Below are 22491 nucleotides of genomic sequence, written 5' to 3' on the forward strand. Positions count from 1 at the left end.
GATGAGCACCATGACCCCCGCCGAGATCGTCTCCGAACTCGACAAACACATCATCGGCCAAGGCCGCGCGAAGAAGGCCGTGGCGGTCGCGCTGCGCAACCGCTGGCGCCGTCAGCAGGTCGACGAACCGCTGCGCCAGGAAATCACGCCGAAGAACATCCTGATGATCGGACCGACCGGCGTCGGCAAGACCGAAATCGCGCGGCGTCTCGCGAAGCTCGCGGACGCGCCGTTCATCAAGATCGAAGCGACCAAATTCACCGAAGTCGGCTACGTGGGCCGCGACGTCGACAGTATCGTGCGCGACCTGATCGAAATTTCGGTCAAGCAGACCCGCGAAACCGAAATGCGCAAAGTGCGGACCAAGGCCGGCGATCTGGCCGAAGACCGCATCCTCGACATCCTGCTGCCAACCGCACGGCCGGTCGGCTTCGGTTCGAGCTCGAGCTCGACCGACACCGCCGATGAAGGCAGCACGACGCGTCAAACGTTCCGCAAGCGCCTGCGCGAAGGCCAGCTCGACGACAAGGAAATCGAGCTCGACGTCGAGCAGCCGCAGGTCGGCATGGACATCATGGGGCCGCCGGGCATGGAAGACATGACCGAGCAGATCCGCTCGATGTTCGCCAACATCGGCGGCGGCAAGAAGATGCGCCGCAAGATGAAGGTCAAGGAAGCGCTGAAGGTGCTCACCGACGAAGAAGCCGGCAAGATGCTGAACGACGAAGAGGTGAAGAGCAAGGCGGTGCAGAACGTCGAGCAGAACGGCATCGTGTTCCTCGACGAAATCGACAAGATCGCGTCGCGCAACGAAGCGGGCGGCGGTGAAGTGTCCCGTCAGGGTGTCCAGCGGGATCTGCTGCCGCTCGTCGAAGGCACGACGATCAACACCAAGTACGGCATGGTGAAGACCGATCACATCCTGTTCATCGCGAGCGGCGCGTTTCATCTCGCGAAGCCGAGCGATCTGATTCCCGAGCTGCAGGGACGCTTCCCGATTCGCGTCGAGCTCGATTCGCTGTCGGTCAACGACTTCGAATCGATCCTCGTGTCGACGGACGCGAGCCTCGTCAAGCAATACCAAGCCCTGCTCGCGACCGAAGACGTGCACCTCGAATTCGCCGACGACGGCATCCGCCGTCTCGCCGAGATCGCGTACTCGGTCAACGAGAAGACCGAGAACATCGGCGCGCGGCGTCTTTATACGGTGATTGAAAAACTGCTCGAAGAAGTGTCGTTCTCGGCCGGCAATCATTCGGGCCATGCAGTGCAGATCGACGCGGCGTATGTCGATAGCGCGTTGAACGAAATCGCCGAAGACGAGGATCTGTCGCGCTACGTGCTTTGACATGCGCGGTGACAGCGCGAAGCGCTGATGCATGAAAAACGGGCTGCCTTCGCATAGGCAGCCCGTTTTGTTTTGTGCCGCCCTTCCCGCGGCGGCGCCTCGAACAGCCAACGCCGCGCCAGAAGATCGCCGCCTACTGCTTCACCGGCCGCTTCGCCAACTTGCGCTGCAACGTGCGCCGATGCATGTTCAACGCGCGCGCGGTCGCCGAGATATTGCCGTTGTGTTCTGCGAGCACACGCTGGATATGCTCCCATTCGAGCCGCGCCACCGACAGCGGCTGCGGATGCTCGATCGCCTCCTCGGCCTGCAACGCGCTCGCCTCGCTTTGCAGCGCCGACAGGATCGTCTCGACGTTGGCGGGCTTTGCGAGATAGTTGTCGGCGCCGTCCTTGACCGCCTGCACCGCGGTGGCGATGCTCGCGTAGCCGGTCAGCACGAGCATGCGCGCATCGGGCTGCAGATCGCGTAACGGCGCGACGAGCGTCAGGCCGGAGTCGTTACCGAGATGCAGGTCCACGGTGATCTCGCTGAACTTCTGCTGATTCGCGAGCCGGATCGCCTCGTCCGCGTTGTGTGCTTCGGTCACCGTGTAGCCGCGCCGCGTCAAGCCGCGCGCAAGGATGCCGGAGAACACTTCGTCGTCGTCGATCACCAGAAAATTCTTCTCGCTCATGCCTGTTTCTCCGTGTTGGATGGCGCGGCGCCATGTGGGCTCGCTCCGGAAATCTTGCGCGCGGCGAGCGGTAGTCGCAGCACCGCACGCGTGCCGCGCGGCCGTCCGCCGTTGGCGTCGGTCAGCTCGATCGATCCCTTCAGACGCGCCGCCGCCGAAAACGCCAGATACAGGCCGACGCCGTGACCGCCCTGCGTGCTCTCCACCGGCATCGCGCCGAGCGAGCCGCGCAGCGCGGCCGGAATGCCCGGACCGTGGTCGCACACTTCGAACACGATCTGGTCGCCGCGTGGCGCGAGCACGCAGGACAGCGTCACGTGATCGCGGCTCGCGCGCGCGGCGTTGTCGAGCAGGATCGTCAGTATCTGGCTGACGGCCACCGTGTCGTTGAGACTGACATCGGCGGGCGGTGTGCCAAGCCGCTCGAACTTCACGTGAGGATGGCGCAGGCGCCATTGCCCGGCAAATGATTCGAGCCATTCGTCGACCGGCTGGCGGTTCGTCGTGGTCGTTGCGCGGCTGCGCAACCGCGCGAGCGCCGACGTGCACAACATCATCTGCTGCTCGAGCAGCTCGAGATCGGCGCGGTAGGGGGCGAGTCCCGCGTCGGTCCGCGCCGCGTCGCGCAATTCTTCGGACAACATCGCGATTGTAGACAGAGGGGTGCCGATTTCGTGGGCCACGGTGGCCGCCTGCACGCCGAGCGCGACCGCCCGTTCGTCGTGGAGCAAGCGCTGCTGCGCTTCTCCAAGCGCTGCGTCACGTAGCCGCAGCGCTCGGGACATGCGCGCGACGAACCACGCAATCAGCCCCACGCTGACCATGAAGTTGACCCACATGCCCGAGCGGTAGTAGTCGAACAGGTTGGCGGGATTCTCGAGATTGAGCGGCACGGAATCGAAACTGAGCATCGCGTAGCAGGCGACCGCGAACGCCGCGAGCCAGGCCATCAGATACCACGGCAGCACGGCCGCCGCGATCGCAAGCGATGGCAGGTACAGCGACACGAACGGGTTGGTGGTGCCGCCGGACAGGAACAGCAGCGCCGACAACGCCCCGAGATCGACCCAGATCTGCCCGAACAGCTCGAGGTTGGACTCGGGACGCTGCTGCGACACGCGCCACCACGTGAGCGCGTTGAACAGCACTTCGAGCCCGATCACGAGCAGCATCGCCGGCAACGGCAGATTGGCGCCGATGAAGATCTGCACGAACGCGATCGTCAGCAGCTGACCGATGATCGCGAGGCTGCGCAGCCAGAACAGATGACCGAGATTGACGCGGCCGGTGTTGGTTATACGGTGCATGACCCTAGTCTACCCGTTACGCCGCCGCGGCCCGAGCCAGTGGCGCTGCGGCAGATGAAGCCCGTTGCTTCGCCGCCGCGGCCAAACTGCACCCGCTCGACGACGCCCGCCATTATTGCCCCACTCGACCCGGGAAACGCCGTCGCACAATTCCGCGCCGGCTACACGCTGCGGATGGCCAGCCGGCACGCCGACGCGATCGCCGCGGTTCGGCAGCTGCGGTTCGGCGAATGGGAGCCGGCGCTGGAAGCGATTGTGCGCGATCTGCGGGCGCGGGTGGCGCAGCATCGCCGCGCGTCGGCGGTTTCTGATCGGCCCCGGGGCAAATCCGACCATCACGGCCGCTCATGCTCACTCGCCTCGTGTGTCGCCTGTGCAATCTCCGCGGCCAGACACTCCGGGCATAGACACCGGCCGCCTGGCTTTAACCGCTCGACCGGTAGCGGCGGCAGCGCGCGGCACCAGCAGTTGGACGGCTCAGTCTGCATGCCGCAGTCGAAAGCATTGCCGCAGCGCGGACAGCGTGCGCTGCGTTCGGAGCGGGGGGAAGACGATTTCATCGCAGATCGGCGCTCAGGGCCGGGGACATTGATCAAGCCATGATGCCATGACTGACACGCTCAGGTGCAGTCGTCCGTTCGGCCAATGCACAGCCGTCACGCAAGTGCGTTACGCTTGCTGTTCGTCGCCCCCGTGGCGCGTCATGGTGCGGTACGCCAAGCCTGCACCGCCCGTCGCTCGCGCCGCGGCCGAAAACCCTGTTGCAGCGCGCCAGTCCTGTACAATTCGCGCTGTTTCAACTGTTCCGTGCCCGAGCCTGCCGCCATGTCCGAGCTTCCCGACCTCTCGCAGATTGCGCCCACCCTGAAAGCCGAAATTCTGGCCGAGGCGCTGCCTTACATCCGTCAGTATCACGGTAAGACCGTGGTCATCAAATACGGCGGCAACGCCATGACCGAAGAGCGTCTGAAGCAGGGCTTCGCGCGCGACGTGATTCTGCTGAAGCTGGTCGGCATCAACCCGGTCATCGTGCACGGCGGCGGTCCGCAAATCGACCAGGCGCTTAAGAAAATCGGCAAACAGGGCACGTTCATTCAGGGCATGCGCGTCACCGACGAAGAGACGATGGAAGTCGTCGAATGGGTGCTCGGGGGGGAGGTGCAGCAGGACATCGTGATGCTGATCAACCACTTCGGCGGCCACGCGGTCGGCCTGACCGGCAAGGATGGCGGCCTGATCCACGCGCGCAAGATGCTGATGCCCGATCGCGAAACTCCGGGCCAGTACGTCGACATCGGCCAGGTCGGCGAAGTCGAGTCGATCAACCCGGCGGTCGTGAAGGCGTTGCAGGACGACGCGTTCATTCCGGTCATCTCGCCGATCGGCTTCGGCGAAGACGGCCTGTCGTACAACATCAACGCGGATCTCGTCGCGGGCAAGCTGGCGGTCGTGCTGAACGCCGAAAAGCTCGTCATGATGACCAACATCCCCGGCGTGATGGACAAGGAAGGCAATCTGCTGACCGACCTGTCGGCGCGCGAAATCGACGGTCTGTTCGAAGACGGCACGATCTCCGGCGGCATGCTGCCGAAGATCTCGTCCGCGCTCGATGCGGCGAAGAGCGGCGTGCGCTCGGTGCACATCATCGACGGCCGCATCGAGCACTCGGTGCTGCTCGAAATTCTGACCGAACAGCCGTTCGGCACAATGATCCGCTCGCATTGATCGTTGCGGCATCCCCGGCACAGGGGTTGCGTCCGAGGGGCGCGACGCCTGTGCCCCACCTCGCGGCCGGCAGTCCATGCGCGCCCCCGAGCGTTGATGCGGCAATCTCTGCGCATCCGCAGCATGAAACGCCCGTCAGCGGCTGAAGAAGTTCACCATGTGCACCCACACTTCGCGGCGCCGCCGTCCTGACCTCGCAGGCGGCAAGCCCGTCTGGCTGTTCGATCTCGACAACACGCTGCACCGCGCGTCACATGCCATTTTCCCCGCGATCAATCGCGGCATGACCCAGTACATCATCGACGCGCTGCAAGTCGACATCGACGAAGCCAACCGTCTGCGCACCGGCTACACGCTGCGCTACGGCGCAGCACTGCTCGGTCTCACGCGCCACCATCCGCTCGACGCGCACGACTTCCTTAAGGTCGTGCACACGTTCCCCGACCTCTGCTCGATGATCCGCCACGAGCGCGGCGTCGCGCGTCTGATCGCGGCGCTGCCGGGCCGCAAGATCGTGCTGACCAACGCGCCCGAAACCTACGCGCGCGCGGTGCTCGCCGAGTTGCGCATCGAGCGGCTATTCGAGCGCGTGATAGCGATCGAGCACATGCGCGATCGCCGCCAATGGCGCGCGAAGCCCGATCACGCGATGCTGCGCCGCGCGATGCGCGACGCGCACGTGTCGCTGAAAGACGCGATCCTCGTCGAGGACACGCGTTCGCACCTGAAAAACTATCGACGGCTCGGCATCCGCACCGTGTGGATCACCGGGCACCTGCCGCGCAAGCCGCACGCGGACGGTGTACCGACGCGCCTGCCGGGCACCGGCCGGCCGCATTATGTCGACCGCAGCATTCGTTCGCTAAAATCGCTACGACTGGGCACGCGCTCGGTTCGATGGAAGGGACGCAAGCCGGGACAGTAGGGACGAAAGCCGCCAACGACATCAGCCGGGGGACCACAGCCATGCAGCCGATCGACAAGCCTGACGAAACCTCAGCCGCAGCCTCCCCCGCGGCGCCGGCCGCCACACGCTCGCCGCGTCCGAAGCCGGGCGAGCGTCGCGTGCACATCCTGCAGACGCTTGCCAGCATGCTCGAGGCGCCGAAGCGCGAGAAGGTCACCACGGCCGCGCTCGCCGCCCGGCTCGGTGTGTCGGAAGCCGCGCTGTATCGCCATTTCGCCAGCAAGGCGCAGATGTTCGAAGGGCTGATCGAGTTCATCGAGCAGACGCTGTTCGGCCTCATCAACCAGATCACCAATCACGAAAACAACGGTGTGCTGCAGGCGCGCGCGATCGCGCTGATGCTGCTCAACTTTCCCGCGAAAAATCCCGGCATGACGCGCGTGCTGACCTGCGAGGCACTGATCGGCGAGCACGAGCGACTCACCGAGCGCGTGAACCAGATGCTCGAACGGGTCGAGGCATCGCTGAAGCAGTGCTTGCGGCTCGCGCAGACCGAAGCGCTTGCCCGTGCGGATAACGACGTCACAGGCAACGCCGGCCCGCAGACCGCACCGCAATCCGCTGCGTTGCCTGCCGGCTACGATCCCGCCATTCGCGCGAGCCTGGTGGTGAGCTACGTGATCGGCCGCTGGCATCGCTATGTGCGCAGCGGTTTCGCGCGGCCGCCCGCCGAACACGCGGACGAGCAACTGCTGCTGATTCTTCAGTAGTCCGCGAGGACTCGCCCCCTTCGCGCGGCATCGCCCGTGCCGCTGCCGCGCGGAATTTTCCGCTATACTTTGCGCCTGATGTTGCCGCGGCCTTCCGATGCATAACGGGCCGCGCCAAGGCATCCCGATACACGTTGCACCCGGTTTCACACCCTTTCACGCGCCGATTTGCTGACTCGATTGCGGGCGCGCGAACCCTTGGCCCCAGGCCCGCGGTTCACTATAAATGCGGCTAAAGAGGTCGTCAGCTGCGCACACCGTCCTTCTCTTCGTGCTTCGCCGACGCCGTTTAGCCGCCCTGTTGACTCAATGGCGGAATGAATGGAATCCATCGGCATCGTCGCTCCCCAAAAAATGCATTTCACCGAGCCGCTGCCATTGCGCAACGGCAGCTCGCTCGCAGGCTACGACCTGATGGTCGAGACCTACGGCACGCTCAATGCCGCGCGCAGCAATGCGGTGCTCGTGTGCCACGCGCTGAACGCATCGCATCACGTGGCGGGCGTGTACGCCGACGATCCGAAGGACATCGGCTGGTGGGACAACATGGTCGGCCCGGGCAAGCCGCTCGATACCGACAGGTTTTTCGTGATCGGCGTGAACAACCTCGGCTCGTGCTTCGGCTCGACCGGGCCGATGAGCATCGACCCCGCGACCGGCAAGCCGTATGGCGCGACCTTTCCGGTCGTCACCGTCGAAGACTGGGTCAACGCTCAGGCGCGCGTCGCCGACGCCTTGGCCATCACGCGCTTCGCCGCCGTGATGGGCGGCAGTCTCGGCGGCATGCAGGCGCTCGCGTGGAGCATGATGTATCCGGAGCGGGTCGCGCATTGCATCGTGGTCGCATCGACGCCGAAACTGTCCGCGCAGAACATCGCGTTCAACGAGGTCGCACGCTCGGCGATCCTGTCAGACCCCGACTTCCACGGCGGCAACTACTACGCGCACGGCGTGAAACCGAAGCGCGGCCTGCGCGTCGCGCGGATGATCGGCCACATCACGTATCTGTCGGACGACGACATGGCCGAAAAATTCGGCCGCTCGCTGCGTCGCGCGGAAGGCGCGCTCGATGACTACAACTTCAGCTTCGACGTCGAATTCGAAGTGGAATCGTATCTGCGCTATCAGGGCGACAAGTTCGCCGACTACTTCGACGCGAACACCTACCTGCTGATCACGCGCGCGCTCGACTACTTCGATCCGGCCAAGGCCTTCGACGGCGATCTGACCGCCGCGCTAGCGCACACCACCGCGAAGTATCTGATCGCGAGCTTCTCGACCGACTGGCGTTTCGCGCCGGCACGCTCGCGCGAACTGGTGAAGGCGCTGCTCGACCACAAGCGCACGGTCACCTATGCGGAGATCGACGCGCCGCACGGCCACGACGCCTTCCTGCTCGACGATGCGCGCTATCACAACCTGCTGCGCGCCTACTACGAACGCATTGCAAACGAGGTCAACGCATGAACCAGCGAGCACTTGATTACCTGGCATTGCGCCCCGACTTCCGCGCGATCGCCCGCTGGGTCGAACCGCGCGCGACCGTGCTCGATCTCGGCTGCGCGGACGGCTCGTTGCTGTCGCTGCTGAACGAAGAACTGGACGTGCAGGGCTACGGCATCGAGATCAACGACGCCGGCGTGCTCGCCGCGACGCAGAAGGGCGTCAACGTGATCCAGCAGAATCTCGAAGACGGCCTGCGCCTGTTCGAAGACGGCAGCTTCGATTTCGCGGTGCTGTCGCAGACGCTGCAGACGATTCATCAGACCGCGGCGATCCTGCGCGAGACGGTGCGCGTCGGCAAGCAATGCATCGTGTCGTTTCCGAATTTCGGCTATTGGGCGCATCGGCTGTCGGTGTTGCAGGGGCGTATGCCGGTGTCGAAGTCGCTGCCTTATCAATGGCACAACACGCCGAACGTGCGTGTGCTGACGATCAAGGACTTCGAAGCGCTCGCGCCCGAAGTCGGCATCGAGATTCTCGATCGCGTCGTGCTGCATGACGGACAGGTGGTGCGTTGGGGCGTGAACTGGCGTGGTAGTCTTGCGGTCTATCGCGTCAAGAAAAGCTAACGTCACTTATCCACATGTCGAACCCGCCGCACGAGGCGCCCGCACTTACCGCTCACGAAGAACATCCCGGCTGGCGCGCGTTTTTGAATACGCGCATGCTGATTTGCGTCTTTCTCGGCTTCACGTCGGGATTGCCGCTGTTTACGCTCGTCTACCTCGTGCAGGCGTGGCTGCGCTCGGAAGGCGTCAATCTGAAGGAAATCGGCCTCTTCGCGCTGATCCAGTTTCCGTACACCTGGAAATTCGTCTGGGCACCGCTGATGGACCGCTACGTACCGCGCGTGCCCGCCTGGCGGCCCGGCAGACGGCGCGGCTGGATGCTCGTCACGCAATTGCTCGTGGCCGGCGCGATGGCGACGCTCGGTTTCGTGTCGCCACGCGAATCGATCTGGACCGTCGCCGCGCTGACCGCTCTGGTCGCGTTCTTCGGCGCGAGCTCCGACATCGTGATCGACGCGTACCGGCGTGAATTGCTCAGCGACACGCAGCAGGGCCTCGGCAACGCGGTGCACGTGAACGCGTACAAGATCGCGGCGCTCGTGCCCGGTTCGCTCGCGCTGATTTTGTCCGATCATCTGCCGTGGAGCACCGTCTTCATCGTGACGGCCGCGTTCATGCTGCCGGGCGTTCTGATGACGCTGGTCGTGCGCGAGCCCGAGGTGCACGGCGAGCCGCCGAAGAATCTGCGCGAGGCGATCGTCGAGCCGTTCAGGGAATTCATTCAGCGCGACGGCTGGCGCACTGCCCTTTTCGTGCTCGGCTTCATCTTCCTGTACAAGCTCGGCGATACGATGGCGACCACGCTGTCCACGTCGTTCTTCCTCGACATCGGCTTTTCGCGCACGCAGATCGGCGTGATCGCCAAGACCACGGCGTTCGGCGCGAGTCTCGCGGGCGGCATCGTCGGCGGGATCTGGCTGATGAAGATCGGCATCGGCCGCGGCTTGTGGATCTTCGGTTTGCTGCAGATGGTGTCGACGCTCGGCTTCGCGTGGCTCGCGCATCTCGGCCCGGATTCGCCCGGACTTGCCGCGATTTACAACATTGCCGTCGCACTGAGCCAGGGGACGACGAAGCTGCTGTCGTTCGTCGGCATCGACTGGAGCGTGCAGCTCGATCCACGCTCGGTCGCGCTCGCGCTCGTGTACGGCTTCGAGACCTTCGCCACCGGTCTCACGATGGCCGCGTTCACCGCGTATATCGCGAGCACCACCGATCCGCGCTACACCGCGACGCAGTTCGCGCTGTTCACGAGCCTCGCGTCGGTGCCGCGCACGCTCGCGTCGGCGGCGAGCGGCTATGTGGTCGCGCGGATGGGCTGGTTCGACTACTTCATCCTCTGCACCGCGCTCGCGGTGCCCGGCATGCTGCTGCTGGTGCGCATCGCGCCGTGGAGGGACCGGTCGTGAAGGTACCGCTTCCGACCCGCGCGCGCCGCACCACACTCAGCGCCGTAAGCGTCCTCGGTTGCGCGAGCGTCGCGCTGGCGATGCCGGCGGGCGCCTATGCGGCCGGCACGCCGGCGACTGGCGCGAGCCCGGTGAGCGGCGCGCAAGCGCCCGCGCCGGCCGCCGCCGCCGCGACCACCAGCGGTGCGACGCCCAACCCGGCCCCGATGCCTGCGGCCAGGTCCGCGACCAGCGGCACCAGCGCCGCGGAAAACGCGACTTCGGCTGCAGGCGGCAACAGCGGCAACAACAGCGCCGGCGGTGCCAATCCTGGCGCGAATAACAGCACCGGTGCCAACGCCGGTGCCCCGGGCACGCCCAGCGCTAGCGGTAGCGCTCCGGGCGCCGCTACTTCCGGCTCCGCGCCGCAGCTCGCGCACGCCCCCGCCACCGCCAAAGCGCCCGCCGCGGCATCGGCCCCCGCGGCCGTCCCGCCGCCCTACTACGTGAGCCCGCAACTGCGCTACGGTGGCTACATGGTGTTCCGCAACCTGATCCCGTCGTCGATGCTCGAGGCGCAGGCCGCCGAGGAGTTCAACCAGATCGTCTACGGCGCCAGCCACGCGAACCGCCTGTACGGCGAGACGGACGCGCGCGTGACGCGCGTGCGCTCGATCATCGACCGGATGATTCCGTACTCGTTGAAATGGAACGAGCGAGCCAAGCTCTGGAAGTGGGAAGTCGCGGTGGTGCGCTCGACCGACATCCGCATGTACTGCCTGCCGGGCGGCAAGATCGTCGTCTATAGCGGGATTCTCGATCGCGTCCGCCTGAACGACGACGAGGTCGGCATGCTGATCGGCCATGAGATCGCGCACGCGTTGCGCGAGCACGCGCGCATGCGGCTCGGTCAGTTGCAGGCGAGCCAGCTCGATTCGTCCGGCACGATTCCGCAACTGTTCGGCCTCGCCGATCTGGGCATGGCGCCGCTCGGCATCGGTTCGCGTCTGCTGGAAATGAAGTACGAGAGCACCGACGAAACCGAAGCCGACGTGATTGGCAGCGATATCGCGTCGCGCGCCGGCTTCGATCCGCGCGCGGCGGTCACGCTGTGGGATAAGCTCGCGCAGGCGACGCGCGGCAGTCGCGGCCAGGGCTTCATCTACGTGCACCCGTACACGCCGGCGCGCCGCGACGACATCATCAAGCGGCTGCCGGACATGCTGCCGCTGTACGCGAAGGCAATCGGCAAGAGCGTCGACGAGTTGCCCGATTATGCAGGCATCGGTCGGCCGACCCGCAAGCCTGCGCGCGACTGATACCCCGGTTCTACGACTGCCGGCGGGCCACGGCGCTGCACGCGTCGCGGCCGGTGGGCTTACTTTTTGACCTTATGGTCATAGTCGACGGTCAGCGGCGCATGGTCGCTGAACTTGATGTCGCGGAACACGTCGGTGCGCTTCGCCTTGCTTGCGATGCCCGGCGTCGCGATCTGGTAATCGATCCGCCACCCGACGTTCTTCGCATACGCCTGACCGCGATTGCTCCACCACGTGTACTGCTCGGGCCGCTGGTCGAGCGTGCGGAACACGTCCACATAACCGACTTCGTCGAACAGTTTGTCGAGCCATGCGCGCTCTTCGGGCAGGCAGCCCGAATTCTTCTGGTTGCTCTTCCAGTTCTTGATGTCGATTTCCTTGTGCACGATGTTCACGTCGCCGCAAACGATCACCTCGCGCTCCTTCGCCAGTTCGGCGAGATGCGGCATGAACTCGTCCATGAAACGGAACTTGGCCTGCTGGCGCTCGTCACCGCTCGACCCCGACGGCACATACACCGAGACCACCGACAGCTTGCCGAAACGCAGCTCGACATAGCGCCCTTCCGGGTCGAACTCCTCGCTGCCGAAGCCGATGACCACTTCGTCCGGCTCATGACGCGTATAGACGCCCGCGCCGCTATAACCCTTTTTTACCGCATGCTGGAAATAGCCGGTGAAATCATGCGGCGCCATGAACTCCGGCGTCATGTCATCCTGCGAGCATTTGATTTCCTGCACGCAAAGCACGTCGGCGCCCTGTTCGCCGAACCAGTCGAAAAAGCCCTTCTTCGCCGCCGAGCGGATGCCGTTGAGGTTGGCGGTAATCAGACGCAACATGTCTTTCCTCTTTTGTTCGATTCGTTTCTGAAGCCAAGGGGCAAGGCCGCGTTCACTCGACCTTGACGCCCTTCAGCGATTCCTTGGCCGGCGGATATTCGAGCTTCAGCGCGTCGAGCGTGCGCAGCAGCAGTTCGGCGACCATCACGTTGCGATGCGTCTTCGACTCGGCCGGAATCACGTACCACGGCGCGTATTCCGTCGACGTCGCGGCCAGTGTGTCGCGATACGCGGACTGATACGCGTCCCACTGCTTGCGCGCTTCGAGATCCGACACGTCGAATTTCCAGTGCTTCAGCGGATCGTCGATGCGCTCCTGCAAACGCACACGCTGCTCGTCCCTTGAAATGTGCAGCATGCACTTGAGAATCGTCGCGCCGCTGTCGGCGAGCATCTCCTCGAACTGACGGATGTGGCGGCACCGCTGCTGGAACGCCGCGGCGTCGAGCGCGCCCAGCACGGTCGGCACGAGCAGGTCTTCGTAGTGACTGCGGTTGAAGATCGTCAGCTCGCCGGCCGCGGGTGCCTGCGAATGCACGCGCCACAGGAAGTCGTGCGCGAGTTCGACAGGCGTCGGCGCCTTGAACGGCACGATGCGCAAGCCGAGCGGGTCGACTTCGTGAAATACCGCGCGGATCGTGCCGTCCTTGCCGCTCGTGTCCATACCTTGCAGCACTAGCAGAACGCGGCGCTTGCGCTGCGCGTGCAGCCGCTCCTGCAGGTTGTCGAGCAGCAGGCCTACTTCCGACAGACGCGCGCGGTCCGCGTCTTTCGAGCCGCTCGAAAACGGCTTCGCCTTCGGATCGAAATGGTCGAGCGAGAAGTGGTTTTTTTTCTTGCCGTCGTCGAAATACGGCACGCGGAAATCGTCGAGATCGGGTTGCTTTGTCATGCATACACTCCAAGGTCTACGCTTACCTACGCTTAACCGGCTGAAGCGGGTCCGCAAAATAAAACGGGCCGTTGCCCTGCTTCGATCCGGCAACGGCCCGTGGTGACACGGGCGCGATCACGCCCGGCCCGCGGCACTTCAACTCAGGACAACTTCTTCTTGAGCAATTCATTGACCTGAGCAGGGTTGGCCTTACCCTTGGTTGCTTTCATCGCCTGGCCGATCAGCGCGTTGAACGCCTTTTCCTTGCCGGCGCGATATTCGTCGACCGACTTCTGGTTCGCGGCGAGCACTTCGTCGATGATCGCTTCGAGCGCGCCGGTGTCCGAAATCTGCTTCAGGCCTTTCGCCTCGATGATGCGATCGGCGGCGGCTTCGTCGGTGGCCTTCTCTTCCCAGATCGCGAGGAAGATTTCCTTCGCGATCTTGTTCGAGATCGTACCGTCGGCAATACGTTGCAGAACCAGCGCCAGCTGCGCGGCCGAGACCGGGCACGCGGCAATGTCGAGGCCTTCGCGATTGAGCTGCGACGACACTTCACCCATCACCCAGTTCGCCGCGACCTTCGCGTTGGCCGCACCGAACTTGGCGACCACCGCTTCGTAGTAAGCGGCCGTCGCCTTGCTCGAGGTCAGCACGTTCGCGTCGTACGGCGTGAGTCCGTACTGCGACACGAAGCGCCGCTGGATCGCTTCCGGCAGTTCCGGCATCTCGCTCTTCACGCGCTCGACCCACGCGGCGTCGATCACGAGCGGCATCAGGTCGGGGTCGGGGAAATAGCGGTAGTCGTGCGCGTCTTCCTTGCTGCGCATCGAACGCGTCTCGCGCTTGTCCGGATCGTACAGACGCGTTTCCTGCACCACCGTGCCGCCGTCTTCGATCAGCTCGATCTGGCGACGCACTTCGTACTGGATCGCTTCTTCGAGGAAGCGGAACGAGTTCAGGTTCTTGGTCTCGGTGCGCGTGCCGAATTCCTTCTGGCCGACCGGACGCACCGACACGTTCGCGTCGCAGCGGAACGAGCCTTCCTGCATGTTGCCGTCGCAGATGCCGAGCCACACGACGAGCGTGTGCAGCGACTTCGCGTAGGCAACGGCCTCGGCCGCGCTGCGCATTTCCGGCTCGGTGACGATTTCGAGCAGCGGCGTGCCGGCGCGATTCAGGTCGATGCCGGTCATGCCCGCGAAGTCTTCGTGCAGCGACTTGCCCGCGTCTTCCTCGAGGTGGGCGCGCGTCAGGTTGATGGTCTTCTCGTACGCTTCCTTGCCCGCCTTTTCATTGGCCGGCACCTGGATCGTCACCTGACCGCCCTGCACGACGGGAATTTCGTACTGGCTGATCTGGTAGCCCTTCGGCAGGTCGGGGTAGAAATAATTCTTGCGCGCGAAGATGCTGCGCGGCGCCACCGTTGCGCCGATCGCGAGGCCGAACTGAATGGCGCGTTCGACCGCGCCGCGGTTCATCACCGGCAGCGTGCCCGGCAGCGCCAGATCGACGGGGCTGGCCTGCGTGTTCGGCGCGGCGCCGAATTGGGTCGCGGTGCCCGAGAAGATTTTCGAATGCGTCGACAACTGCGTGTGGGTCTCCAGACCGATCACGACTTCCCATTGTTTGGTCATGGTGCTCACACTCCTGCCGGTGCCTGACGGTGCCAGTCGGTCGCGCGCTGGAACGCGTCGGCCACCTGCAGCATCCGGGCTTCGTTGAAATAGTTGCCGATGATCTGCAGACCGACCGGACGCTGCGCGTTCGCGCCCGCGCCGAAACCGCACGGCACGCTCATGCCCGGCAGGCCGGCGAGGCTCACCGACAGCGTATAGATGTCGGCCAGATACATCTGCACCGGATCGTCGCCCTTCGCGCCGATGTCCCACGCCACCGACGGCGCGACCGGTCCCATGATCACGTCGCACTGCTTGAACGCTTGCTGGAAGTCCTGCGCGATGATGCGGCGGATCTTCTGCGCCTGCAGGTAGTACGCGTCGTAGTAGCCGTGCGACAGCACGTAGGTGCCGACCAGAATGCGGCGCTTCACTTCCGGGCCGAAGCCTTCGGCGCGCGACTTCTTGTACATGTCGAGCAGATCGCGGTACCCGGCCGCGCGATGGCCAAAGCGCACGCCATCGAAACGCGACAGGTTCGACGATGCTTCGGCCGGCGCGATCACGTAGTAGACCGGGATCGACAGTTCGGTCTTCGGCAGCGATACCTCGACGAGCGTCGCGCCAAGCGCTTCGTACTGCTTCAAGGCGGCGTCGATCGACGCGCGCACGTCGTCGGCGAGACCGGGGCCGAAATACTCCTTCGGCAGGCCGATGCGCAGACCGGCGAGCGGCTTGTCCGTGCCGCCGTCCTGCCACGACTTGCCGAGATAGCGCGTGTAGTCCTCGCGCTCGTGCGAGAGGCTCGTCGAGTCGCGCTCGTCGAAGCCGGCCATCGCGTTGAGCAGCGTCGCGCAGTCCGCGGCGCTTTGCGCCATCGGGCCGCCCTGGTCGAGCGACGACGCGAACGCGATCATGCCGTAGCGCGACACCCGGCCGTACGTCGGCTTGATGCCGGTGATGCCCGAGAACGACGCCGGCTGGCGGATCGAGCCGCCGGTGTCGGTGCCGGTCGCGGCGGGCGCGAGACGCGCGGCCACGGCGACAGCCGAGCCGCCCGACGAACCGCCCGGCACGGCCTTGCGGTCCCACGGATTCTGCACGGCGCCGAAATACGAATTCTCGTTGGACGAACCCATCGCAAACTCGTCCATATTGGTCTTGCCCACGCACACCATGCCGGCGTTCTGCAGACGCGCGACCACGGTCGCGTCGAACGGGCTTTCGTAGTTCGCGAGCATCTTCGAGCCGGCCGTGGAGCGCCAGCCCTTCGTGACGAACACATCCTTGTGCGCGATCGGCAGGCCGACCAGCGGGCCCGCATGGCCGGTGTGCAGCAGCGCGTCGGCGGCTTTCGCCTGCGCGAGCGTCAGTTCCGGATCGACCTGAATGAACGCGTTCAGGCTATTGGCCGCGTCGATCCGCTTCAGGTACAGCTGCGCCAGTTCGACTGCGGAGCATTCCTTGGCCGCGAGCGCAGCGCGCAGTTCGCTCAAACTTTTTTCATGCATTGCGTTTTATCCTGGAAAGCGCGGCAGCGTGGTCACGCCGCCGTGGAGGCGTTCGGTTGCCCGTCGGCAGACCGGTCCGGCAAGGTTCGCGGCGAGGACGCGCGTCTGGACCACGGAGGCTCGCGCCGACGCCAGACCCGGGGTCTGCCCGGCGGGTCTTATTCGATCACCTTCGGCACGAGGTACAGGCCGTCCTGAACGGCCGGCGCGGGGCGCTGGAAAGCCTCGCGCTCGACCGTCTCCGTGACGGCGTCGTCACGCAGACGCAGCGCGACGTCTTCGATCTGCTCGATCGGGTGGGCAAGCGGCGCGATGCCGGTGGTATCGACCGCCTGCATCTGCTCGACGAGGCCAAAAAAATCATTGAGCTGGGCACGCGTGTGCTCGGCGTCGGCATCGGCCAGTTCGAGTCGCGCGAGATGCGCGATGCGTTTTACATCGGTCAGGGTCAGAGCCATGCAGTCACCGGAAAGGGTGGAATGTCACAACAGTTAAAAAGTCGCGTTGTAACAGCGGGTTACGACAAGATAGGACAATCCGGAAAAAGGAGCGGCAATGACAAAATGTGCGCTCCGTTTCCTTCAAAACATCCAAAATTATAAGGTATCATTACGCGTTCGACCCAAACCCGGACCGACTTACCAAGGCCTTACGGACAATTCCAAGAACGTCCGGCGCTTTCCGCCCTGGCTTTGCAACGGCCTCCGGTAGACTCCCCCGCGGCTTCAAGTTCATGTGGCGTCGCTACCGCCCGGTTGAAGCTGTTATTTTTCCGCTGCCGCCCTACGCATACGGTGCGAGGCCCGGCCCCCAGCGAGACAGGATTTTGAATGTTCGGTTTTTTGCGCAGCTACTTCTCCAACGATCTGGCGATTGACCTCGGCACCGCCAACACCCTTATCTACATGCGCGGCAAGGGCATCGTTCTCGACGAACCGTCGGTCGTGTCGATCCGCCAGGAAGGCGGCCCCAACGGCAAGAAGACCATTCAGGCAGTCGGCAAGGAAGCCAAGCAGATGCTCGGCAAGGTGCCGGGCAACATCGAGGCGATCCGCCCGATGAAAGACGGCGTGATCGCCGACTTCACCGTCACCGAGCAGATGATCAAGCAGTTCATCAAGACTGCTCACGAATCGCGCATGTTCTCGCCGTCACCTCGCATCATCATCTGCGTGCCGTGCGGTTCGACCCAGGTCGAGCGTCGCGCGATCAAGGAAGCCGCGCACGGCGCGGGCGCCTCGCAGGTGTATCTGATCGAAGAGCCGATGGCTGCCGCGATCGGCGCGGGCCTGCCGGTGTCGGAAGCAACGGGTTCGATGGTCGTCGACATCGGCGGCGGCACGACAGAAGTCGGCGTGATCTCGCTCGGCGGCATCGTGTACAAGGGCTCGGTGCGCGTCGGCGGCGACAAGTTCGACGAAGCGATCGTCAACTACATCCGCCGCAACTACGGCATGCTGATCGGCGAACAGACCGCCGAAGCCATCAAGAAGGAAATCGGCTCCGCGTTCCCGGGCTCCGAAGTCAAGGAAATGGAAGTGAAGGGCCGCAATCTGTCGGAAGGCATTCCGCGCAGCTTCACGATCTCCAGCAACGAAATCCTCGAAGCGCTGACCGATCCGCTGAACCAGATCGTGTCGTCGGTGAAGATCGCACTGGAACAGACGCCGCCGGAACTCGGCGCGGACATCGCCGAGCGCGGCATGATGCTGACCGGCGGTGGCGCGCTGCTGCGCGACCTCGATCGCCTGCTCGCCGAAGAAACCGGCCTGCCGGTGCTCGTCGCCGAAGACCCGCTGACCTGCGTCGTGCGCGGCTCGGGCATGGCGCTCGAACGCATGGACAAGCTCGGCAGCATCTTCTCGTACGAGTAAGCGAGCCTTCCTCCCATGTCAGTAGCGCGGATCTGGCACACGGCCCCTTGCGGGCCGCTTTGTCGTTGGCTGGGCCGACCAGCCTCCGCTCGCTGACCGCGCGCGCCTTGCGCGTCGCCGTCTCACCCAACCGCTCACGCCCCCGGCGCCGACCATGGAATACAGTCCGCCGCCCCTGTTCAAGCAAGGCCCCTCCGCTCTGGCCCGACTGGTGTTCTTCGTCGTGCTGGCGCTCGCCCTGCTGATCTCCGATGCCCGCTTCCAGACGCTCGAAATCGTCCGCGGCGTGCTCGGCGCGGGTCTTTATCCTTTGCAGCGCGCAGCGCTCGTGCCGCGCGACATCTTCATGGGCGCCGCCGACCTCGCCGTGACGAGCGCCACGCTGCGCGACGAGAACGCGAAGCTGCGCGCGAAGGATCTGCGGCTGTCGCAGCAGGCCAATCTGGCCGCGTCGCTCGCCGCCGAAAATGGCCATCTGCGCGCGCTGATGCAACTGTCGCAGAGCCTCACCACGCAATCGCTGCCCGCCGAAATCCAGTACGACACGCGCGATCCGTTCACGCAGAAGGTCGTGATCGGACGCGGCGCGCAGCAAGGCATCCAGAACGGCTCGCCGGTCGTCGACGAAGATGGCGTGATCGGCCAGGTCACACGGGTGTTCCCGCTGCAGGCCGAAGTCACGCTGCTGACGGACAAGGACCAGGCGGTGCCGGTCGAAATTCTGCGCACCGGCTTACGCAGCGTGATCTACGGTACGCCGAAGGGCGACACGCTCGATCTGCGCTTCGTGCCGATCAGCGCCGACGTCCAGACCGGCGACGAGCTCGTCACGAGCGGCCTCGACGGCGTGTATCCGCCGGGGCTGCCGGTCGCGAAGGTCGTGCGCGTCGACAAGCAGGCCGACACCGCGTTTGCGCACGTAGTCAGTCTGCCGGTCGCCGCAGTGCGCGGTGCGCGTCAGGTGCTCGTGCTGCACGTCCAGAACAACGCGCCGCCGCGCCCGGCGGACGAACCCGACGCGGCAACCGTCGCGAAGGAAGCGAAAGCGAAGAAGGGCGCCAAAGCAGCGGACGGCAAGGGCGCGGCGGACAAATCCGCCGCCAGGCCAGCCGACAGGAACGCCGCCGACAAAGCGCCGACCGAAAAGCCCGCAGCCAAATCCGTGGAAAAGGCGCCGGGCAAAGCTGCGGCCGACAAGAAGTCCGACAAGCCCGCAGCCGACAGGAAAGCCGAAAAGCCGGCCGCCGCGAAGAACGTGAAGCCGCAAGCCGAGCCGGGGGCTCAGCCATGAATCGCCCGCAATACATCCTGCAGCCGGTCAACCCGTACTTCATCGCGTTCAGCCTCGCTTCCGCGTTCCTGCTGAACCTGATGCCGTGGGGGCGTCTCGCCGGCGTGCCCGATTTCGTCGCACTCGTGCTGCTGTTCTGGAATGTCCATCAGCCGCGCAAGGTGGGCATGGGCATCGCGTTTCTGCTCGGTCTGCTGATGGACGTGCACAACGCGAGCCTGCTCGGCGAGCACGCGCTCGCCTACACGCTGCTCTCGTACGGCGCGATCACGATTCACCGCCGCGTGTTGTGGATGTCGCTCGGCGTGCAGACGTTCGCGGTGATGCCGCTGCTCGTCGTCGCGCAACTGGTGCCGTTCGTGATCCGGTTGTTGACCGGCGCGGCGTTTCCGGGCTGGAGTTATCTGATCGACGGTTTCGTCGAAGCTGCGCTGTGGCCGGTCGCCAGCATCTTGCTGCTGATGCCGCAGCGCCGCCCCGCCGACCCGGACGATACGCGCCCCATTTGATCCCGCATCGGGCCCACCGGCCGCGGCCAGTTTGGGCGCACACTCTTGATGGCCGCATGCCGGCCTTTTGCAGAATCGCATGACCGAATTCAAGGACACTCAACAGCAGCTCACGAAATTCCGCCTGCGCGTCGCGGCGGCCGGCCTGTTCGTGTTTGTCTGCTTCGGGCTGATCGGCTTCCGCTTCCTGTTCCTGCAGGTCTGGCACTACAGCAAGTACTCGCTGCAAGCCGATGAAAACCGCATCTCCGTCGCGCCGATCGTGCCGAACCGCGGCATCATCACCGACCGGAACGGCGTCGTGCTCGCGAAGAACTACTCGGCCTATACGCTTGAAATCACCCCGTCGAAGCTGAACGACACGCTCGATAACGTGATCGACAACCTCGCCACCGTCGTGTCGATCGATGCGCGCGACCGTCGCCGCTTCAAGAAGCTGCAGGAAGACTCGAAGAACTTCGAAAGTCTGCCGATCCGCACGCGCCTGACCGACGACGAAGTCGCGCGCTTCACCGCGCAGCGCTTCCGCTTCCCTGGCGTCGAAGTGCGCGCGCGGCTGTTCCGCCAGTACCCGCTCGGGCCGACGGCCGCGCACGTGATCGGCTACATCGGACGGATTTCGCAACGCGACCAGGACCGCATCGACGACGCCAGCGATCAGAACGACAGCGATCCGGACCACTACGATCCGCGTCTTGACGCGAACAACTACAAGGGCACCGATTACATCGGCAAGATCGGCGTCGAGCAGAGCTACGAGACCGAACTGCACGGCCAGACCGGTTTCGAGGAAGTCGAGGTGACGGCGGGCGGCCGCCCGGTGCGTACGCTGTCGCGCACCCAGGCGACGCCGGGCAACAACCTCGTGCTGTCGCTCGACATCGGCCTTCAGCAGGTCGCCGAGCAGGCGTTCGCCGGACACCGCGGCGCGCTCGTCGCGATCGAGCCGTCCACCGGCGACGTGCTCGCATTCGTGTCGGCGCCGAGCTTCGATCCGAATTCCTTCGTCGACGGCATCGACCAGCAGACCTGGGACGAGCTGAACAACTCGCCCGACCATCCGCTCCTGAACCGGCCGCTGCACGGCACCTATCCGCCGGGCTCGACCTACAAGCCGTTCATGGCGCTCGCCGCGCTGACGCTGCACAAGCGCACGCCGAGCTGGGGCTTCCAGGACCCCGGTTACTACACGTTCGGCGGCCACACGTTCCGCAACGACGTGCGCTCGGGCCAAGGCTGGATCGACATGAACCGCGCGATCGTCGTGTCGAACGACACGTACTTCTACATGCTCGCGCACGATCTCGGCGTCAACAACATCGCGAACTTCATGAAGCCGTGGGGCTTCGGGCAGATCACCGGCATCGACATCGCCGGCGAAGCGAAGGGCATCCTGCCGTCGACCGACTGGAAGCGCCACGCGTACCGCCGCCCCGAGCAGCAGAAGTGGTACGAAGGCGAAACGGTCAGCCTCGGCATCGGCCAGGGCTACAACTCGTTCACGATCCTGCAGCTCGCCCATGCCACCGCAACGCTCGCGAACAACGGCGTCGTGATGAAGCCGCACCTCGTGCGCGACATCGAGAATCCGATCACGAAGGACACGCGGCCGGTGGTGCGCGATCCGAGCGACAAGATCGCGGTCAAGCAGCAGGACATCGACTTCATCAAGCGCGCGATGGAAGGCGTGGTCACGAACGGCACGGCGGCCAAAGTATTCGCGGGCGCGCCATATCAGGCGGCCGGCAAGACCGGTACCGCGCAGGTGTACTCGCTGCAAGGCGCGAACTACAAAGGTCACGCGGTTGCCGAGAATTTGCGCGATCACGCGCTGTTCATCGCCTTCGCGCCGGCCGATCAACCGAAGATCGCACTCGCGCTGGTCGTCGAAAACGGCGGTTGGGGCGCGGAGGCGGCCGGTCCGATCGCGCGCAGGGTGCTCGACTATTACCTGGTCGGCAAGAACAAGCCCGGTGCGGAAGAAGCGGCCGTCGCGGTAGCGGCATCGACCACGCTCGAAGCATCCGCGCCGCAGGTCGGCGATACGCCGGCCTCGCATGATGGCGCTCAGCCGCTCAGGATTGCGGCGGGCTTCAAGGCACTGCCGATGCCAGGGGCGGCGGCTGCCGCGGTGACCTCCGGTGCGTCGGCGGCCGTTGCGGCTTCGGGCGCGAATGGCGCGTCTGTGCCGGTGGCGGCGTCGGCTGGCGCGGCGGCAACGGTGCCGGCCAGCGCGCCGGCAGCGGCTTCGGCCACCGCAGCGCGCGCGGCCTCGGCGGCGAAGCCGGCATCGGCTTCGTCCGTGGCAAAGAAATCCGCGTCGCGTACGTCCGGCGCCCCGCACCAACCCCGTCCGGCAAGCGAGCCGGCGCCGACCGCAGCGGCACCATCGCGCGAGGACAGCTTCCAGGGCGCGTCGCCGCGCCAGCCGGCCGCCGGCGGCATCGACGAATAAGGAGAAA

At 65.0% G+C, this 22491-nt stretch carries 20 protein-coding genes; 12 read left to right on the forward strand and 8 right to left on the reverse strand.

Annotated elements, in window-relative coordinates:
* The first annotated feature begins 1 nt into the window (after position 1).
* On the forward strand, positions 2-1348 hold the full coding sequence (gene hslU / locus HDG34_RS14000) for an ATP-dependent protease ATPase subunit HslU (protein WP_090802203.1): 1347 nt from the start codon (positions 2-4) through the stop codon (positions 1346-1348).
* A 133-nt stretch (positions 1349-1481) separates the two neighbouring features.
* On the opposite strand, the gene HDG34_RS14005 is transcribed toward hslU, so the two are convergent.
* From HDG34_RS14005 to HDG34_RS14015, 3 genes are all read right to left on the reverse strand, one after another.
* Positions 1482-2024, reverse strand: coding sequence for a response regulator transcription factor (locus HDG34_RS14005; RefSeq protein WP_184025882.1), 543 nt, complete (start codon positions 2022-2024; stop codon positions 1482-1484).
* On the reverse strand, positions 2021-3331 hold the full coding sequence (locus HDG34_RS14010; RefSeq protein WP_184060891.1) for an ATP-binding protein: 1311 nt from the start codon (positions 3329-3331) through the stop codon (positions 2021-2023). The genes HDG34_RS14005 and HDG34_RS14010 overlap by 4 nt, the downstream gene beginning before the upstream one ends.
* A gap of 335 nt (positions 3332-3666) precedes the next feature.
* Entirely contained in the window at positions 3667-3891 is a 225-nt protein-coding gene (locus HDG34_RS14015; RefSeq protein WP_090802208.1) for a cysteine-rich CWC family protein, read from the reverse strand.
* A gap of 265 nt (positions 3892-4156) precedes the next feature.
* Here HDG34_RS14015 and argB point away from each other — a divergent pair, with 265 nt between their 5' ends.
* The 7 genes from argB (at position 4157) to HDG34_RS38625 (ending at position 11512) form a co-directional block, all read left to right on the forward strand.
* Positions 4157-5056 (forward strand): acetylglutamate kinase, encoded by a 900-nt coding sequence (gene argB, locus HDG34_RS14020; RefSeq protein ID WP_018419098.1) that lies wholly within the window; start codon positions 4157-4159, stop codon positions 5054-5056.
* 157 nt (positions 5057-5213) lie between these two features.
* Complete coding sequence (locus tag HDG34_RS14025; RefSeq protein WP_184060892.1) at positions 5214-5981, forward strand: pyrimidine 5'-nucleotidase; 768 nt, start codon at positions 5214-5216, stop codon at positions 5979-5981.
* A 41-nt stretch (positions 5982-6022) separates the two neighbouring features.
* Positions 6023-6733 (forward strand): nucleoid occlusion factor SlmA, encoded by a 711-nt coding sequence (gene slmA, locus HDG34_RS14030; protein ID WP_184060894.1) that lies wholly within the window; start codon positions 6023-6025, stop codon positions 6731-6733.
* Between the two features lie 321 nt (positions 6734-7054).
* Positions 7055-8200, forward strand: a complete 1146-nt coding sequence (locus HDG34_RS14035; RefSeq protein WP_184060895.1) for a homoserine O-acetyltransferase — start codon at positions 7055-7057, stop codon at positions 8198-8200.
* Positions 8197-8805 carry a methionine biosynthesis protein MetW gene (gene metW, locus HDG34_RS14040; protein WP_090802214.1) on the forward strand — a complete coding sequence of 203 codons (609 nt, stop codon included), beginning with the start codon at positions 8197-8199 and terminating at the stop codon, positions 8803-8805. The genes HDG34_RS14035 and metW overlap by 4 nt, the downstream gene beginning before the upstream one ends.
* A 14-nt stretch (positions 8806-8819) precedes the next feature.
* A complete protein-coding gene (locus HDG34_RS14045; protein WP_184060896.1) occupies positions 8820-10214 on the forward strand; it encodes an AmpG family muropeptide MFS transporter in 1395 nt (464 codons plus the stop codon).
* Complete coding sequence (locus HDG34_RS38625) at positions 10196-11512, forward strand: M48 family metalloprotease (RefSeq protein ID WP_184060897.1); 1317 nt, start codon at positions 10196-10198, stop codon at positions 11510-11512. The genes HDG34_RS14045 and HDG34_RS38625 overlap by 19 nt, the downstream gene beginning before the upstream one ends.
* Positions 11513-11571: 59 nt before the next feature.
* On the opposite strand, the gene HDG34_RS14055 is transcribed toward HDG34_RS38625, so the two are convergent.
* From HDG34_RS14055 to gatC, 5 genes are all read right to left on the reverse strand, one after another.
* A complete protein-coding gene (locus HDG34_RS14055; protein ID WP_184060898.1) occupies positions 11572-12351 on the reverse strand; it encodes an exodeoxyribonuclease III in 780 nt (259 codons plus the stop codon).
* 52 nt (positions 12352-12403) lie between these two features.
* Positions 12404-13243 carry a PPK2 family polyphosphate kinase gene (locus HDG34_RS14060; RefSeq protein WP_090802221.1) on the reverse strand — a complete coding sequence of 280 codons (840 nt, stop codon included), beginning with the start codon at positions 13241-13243 and terminating at the stop codon, positions 12404-12406.
* A 143-nt stretch (positions 13244-13386) separates the two neighbouring features.
* On the reverse strand, positions 13387-14862 hold the full coding sequence (gatB, locus tag HDG34_RS14065) for an Asp-tRNA(Asn)/Glu-tRNA(Gln) amidotransferase subunit GatB (RefSeq protein ID WP_184060899.1): 1476 nt from the start codon (positions 14860-14862) through the stop codon (positions 13387-13389).
* Between the two features lie 5 nt (positions 14863-14867).
* On the reverse strand, positions 14868-16355 hold the full coding sequence (gene gatA / locus HDG34_RS14070; protein WP_184060900.1) for an Asp-tRNA(Asn)/Glu-tRNA(Gln) amidotransferase subunit GatA: 1488 nt from the start codon (positions 16353-16355) through the stop codon (positions 14868-14870).
* Between the two features lie 158 nt (positions 16356-16513).
* Complete coding sequence (gene gatC, locus HDG34_RS14075) at positions 16514-16813, reverse strand: Asp-tRNA(Asn)/Glu-tRNA(Gln) amidotransferase subunit GatC (protein ID WP_018419087.1); 300 nt, start codon at positions 16811-16813, stop codon at positions 16514-16516.
* Between the two features lie 372 nt (positions 16814-17185).
* On the opposite strand from gatC, the gene HDG34_RS14080 reads away from it, so the two are divergent.
* The 4 genes from HDG34_RS14080 to mrdA all read left to right on the forward strand — a co-directional run bounded on the left by HDG34_RS14080 (position 17186) and on the right by mrdA (position 22484).
* Positions 17186-18229 carry a rod shape-determining protein gene (locus tag HDG34_RS14080; protein ID WP_004189550.1) on the forward strand — a complete coding sequence of 348 codons (1044 nt, stop codon included), beginning with the start codon at positions 17186-17188 and terminating at the stop codon, positions 18227-18229.
* Positions 18230-18383: 154 nt separating this feature from the next.
* Positions 18384-19520 carry a rod shape-determining protein MreC gene (gene mreC, locus HDG34_RS14085; RefSeq protein WP_184060901.1) on the forward strand — a complete coding sequence of 379 codons (1137 nt, stop codon included), beginning with the start codon at positions 18384-18386 and terminating at the stop codon, positions 19518-19520.
* On the forward strand, positions 19517-20029 hold the full coding sequence (mreD, locus tag HDG34_RS14090) for a rod shape-determining protein MreD (RefSeq protein WP_018419085.1): 513 nt from the start codon (positions 19517-19519) through the stop codon (positions 20027-20029). The genes mreC and mreD overlap by 4 nt, the downstream gene beginning before the upstream one ends.
* A gap of 79 nt (positions 20030-20108) precedes the next feature.
* Positions 20109-22484 (forward strand): penicillin-binding protein 2, encoded by a 2376-nt coding sequence (gene mrdA, locus HDG34_RS14095; RefSeq protein ID WP_184060902.1) that lies wholly within the window; start codon positions 20109-20111, stop codon positions 22482-22484.
* Positions 22485-22491: the final 7 nt, after the last annotated feature.

Origin of the sequence: Paraburkholderia sp. HC6.4b (genome assembly GCF_014200875.1) — a bacterium.
Classification (GTDB): Bacteria; Pseudomonadota; Gammaproteobacteria; order Burkholderiales; family Burkholderiaceae; genus Paraburkholderia; species Paraburkholderia tuberum.

Excerpts from the sequence above, each read along its gene's own strand:
- hslU (WP_090802203.1), top strand. The coding sequence starts at position 2 with ATGAGCACCATGACCCCCGCCGAGATCGTCTCCGAACTCGACAAACAC.
- HDG34_RS14005 (WP_184025882.1), bottom strand. The coding sequence starts at position 2,024 with ATGAGCGAGAAGAATTTTCTGGTGATCGACGACGACGAAGTGTTCTCC.
- HDG34_RS14010 (WP_184060891.1), bottom strand. The coding sequence starts at position 3,331 with ATGCACCGTATAACCAACACCGGCCGCGTCAATCTCGGTCATCTGTTC.
- HDG34_RS14015 (WP_090802208.1), bottom strand. The coding sequence starts at position 3,891 with ATGAAATCGTCTTCCCCCCGCTCCGAACGCAGCGCACGCTGTCCGCGC.
- argB (WP_018419098.1), top strand. The coding sequence starts at position 4,157 with ATGTCCGAGCTTCCCGACCTCTCGCAGATTGCGCCCACCCTGAAAGCC.
- HDG34_RS14025 (WP_184060892.1), top strand. The coding sequence starts at position 5,214 with ATGTGCACCCACACTTCGCGGCGCCGCCGTCCTGACCTCGCAGGCGGC.
- slmA (WP_184060894.1), top strand. The coding sequence starts at position 6,023 with ATGCAGCCGATCGACAAGCCTGACGAAACCTCAGCCGCAGCCTCCCCC.
- HDG34_RS14035 (WP_184060895.1), top strand. The coding sequence starts at position 7,055 with ATGGAATCCATCGGCATCGTCGCTCCCCAAAAAATGCATTTCACCGAG.
- metW (WP_090802214.1), top strand. The coding sequence starts at position 8,197 with ATGAACCAGCGAGCACTTGATTACCTGGCATTGCGCCCCGACTTCCGC.
- HDG34_RS14045 (WP_184060896.1), top strand. The coding sequence starts at position 8,820 with ATGTCGAACCCGCCGCACGAGGCGCCCGCACTTACCGCTCACGAAGAA.
- HDG34_RS14055 (WP_184060898.1), bottom strand. The coding sequence starts at position 12,351 with ATGTTGCGTCTGATTACCGCCAACCTCAACGGCATCCGCTCGGCGGCG.
- HDG34_RS14060 (WP_090802221.1), bottom strand. The coding sequence starts at position 13,243 with ATGACAAAGCAACCCGATCTCGACGATTTCCGCGTGCCGTATTTCGAC.
- gatB (WP_184060899.1), bottom strand. The coding sequence starts at position 14,862 with ATGACCAAACAATGGGAAGTCGTGATCGGTCTGGAGACCCACACGCAG.
- gatA (WP_184060900.1), bottom strand. The coding sequence starts at position 16,355 with ATGCATGAAAAAAGTTTGAGCGAACTGCGCGCTGCGCTCGCGGCCAAG.
- gatC (WP_018419087.1), bottom strand. The coding sequence starts at position 16,813 with ATGGCTCTGACCCTGACCGATGTAAAACGCATCGCGCATCTCGCGCGA.
- HDG34_RS14080 (WP_004189550.1), top strand. The coding sequence starts at position 17,186 with ATGTTCGGTTTTTTGCGCAGCTACTTCTCCAACGATCTGGCGATTGAC.
- mreC (WP_184060901.1), top strand. The coding sequence starts at position 18,384 with ATGGAATACAGTCCGCCGCCCCTGTTCAAGCAAGGCCCCTCCGCTCTG.
- mreD (WP_018419085.1), top strand. The coding sequence starts at position 19,517 with ATGAATCGCCCGCAATACATCCTGCAGCCGGTCAACCCGTACTTCATC.
- mrdA (WP_184060902.1), top strand. The coding sequence starts at position 20,109 with ATGACCGAATTCAAGGACACTCAACAGCAGCTCACGAAATTCCGCCTG.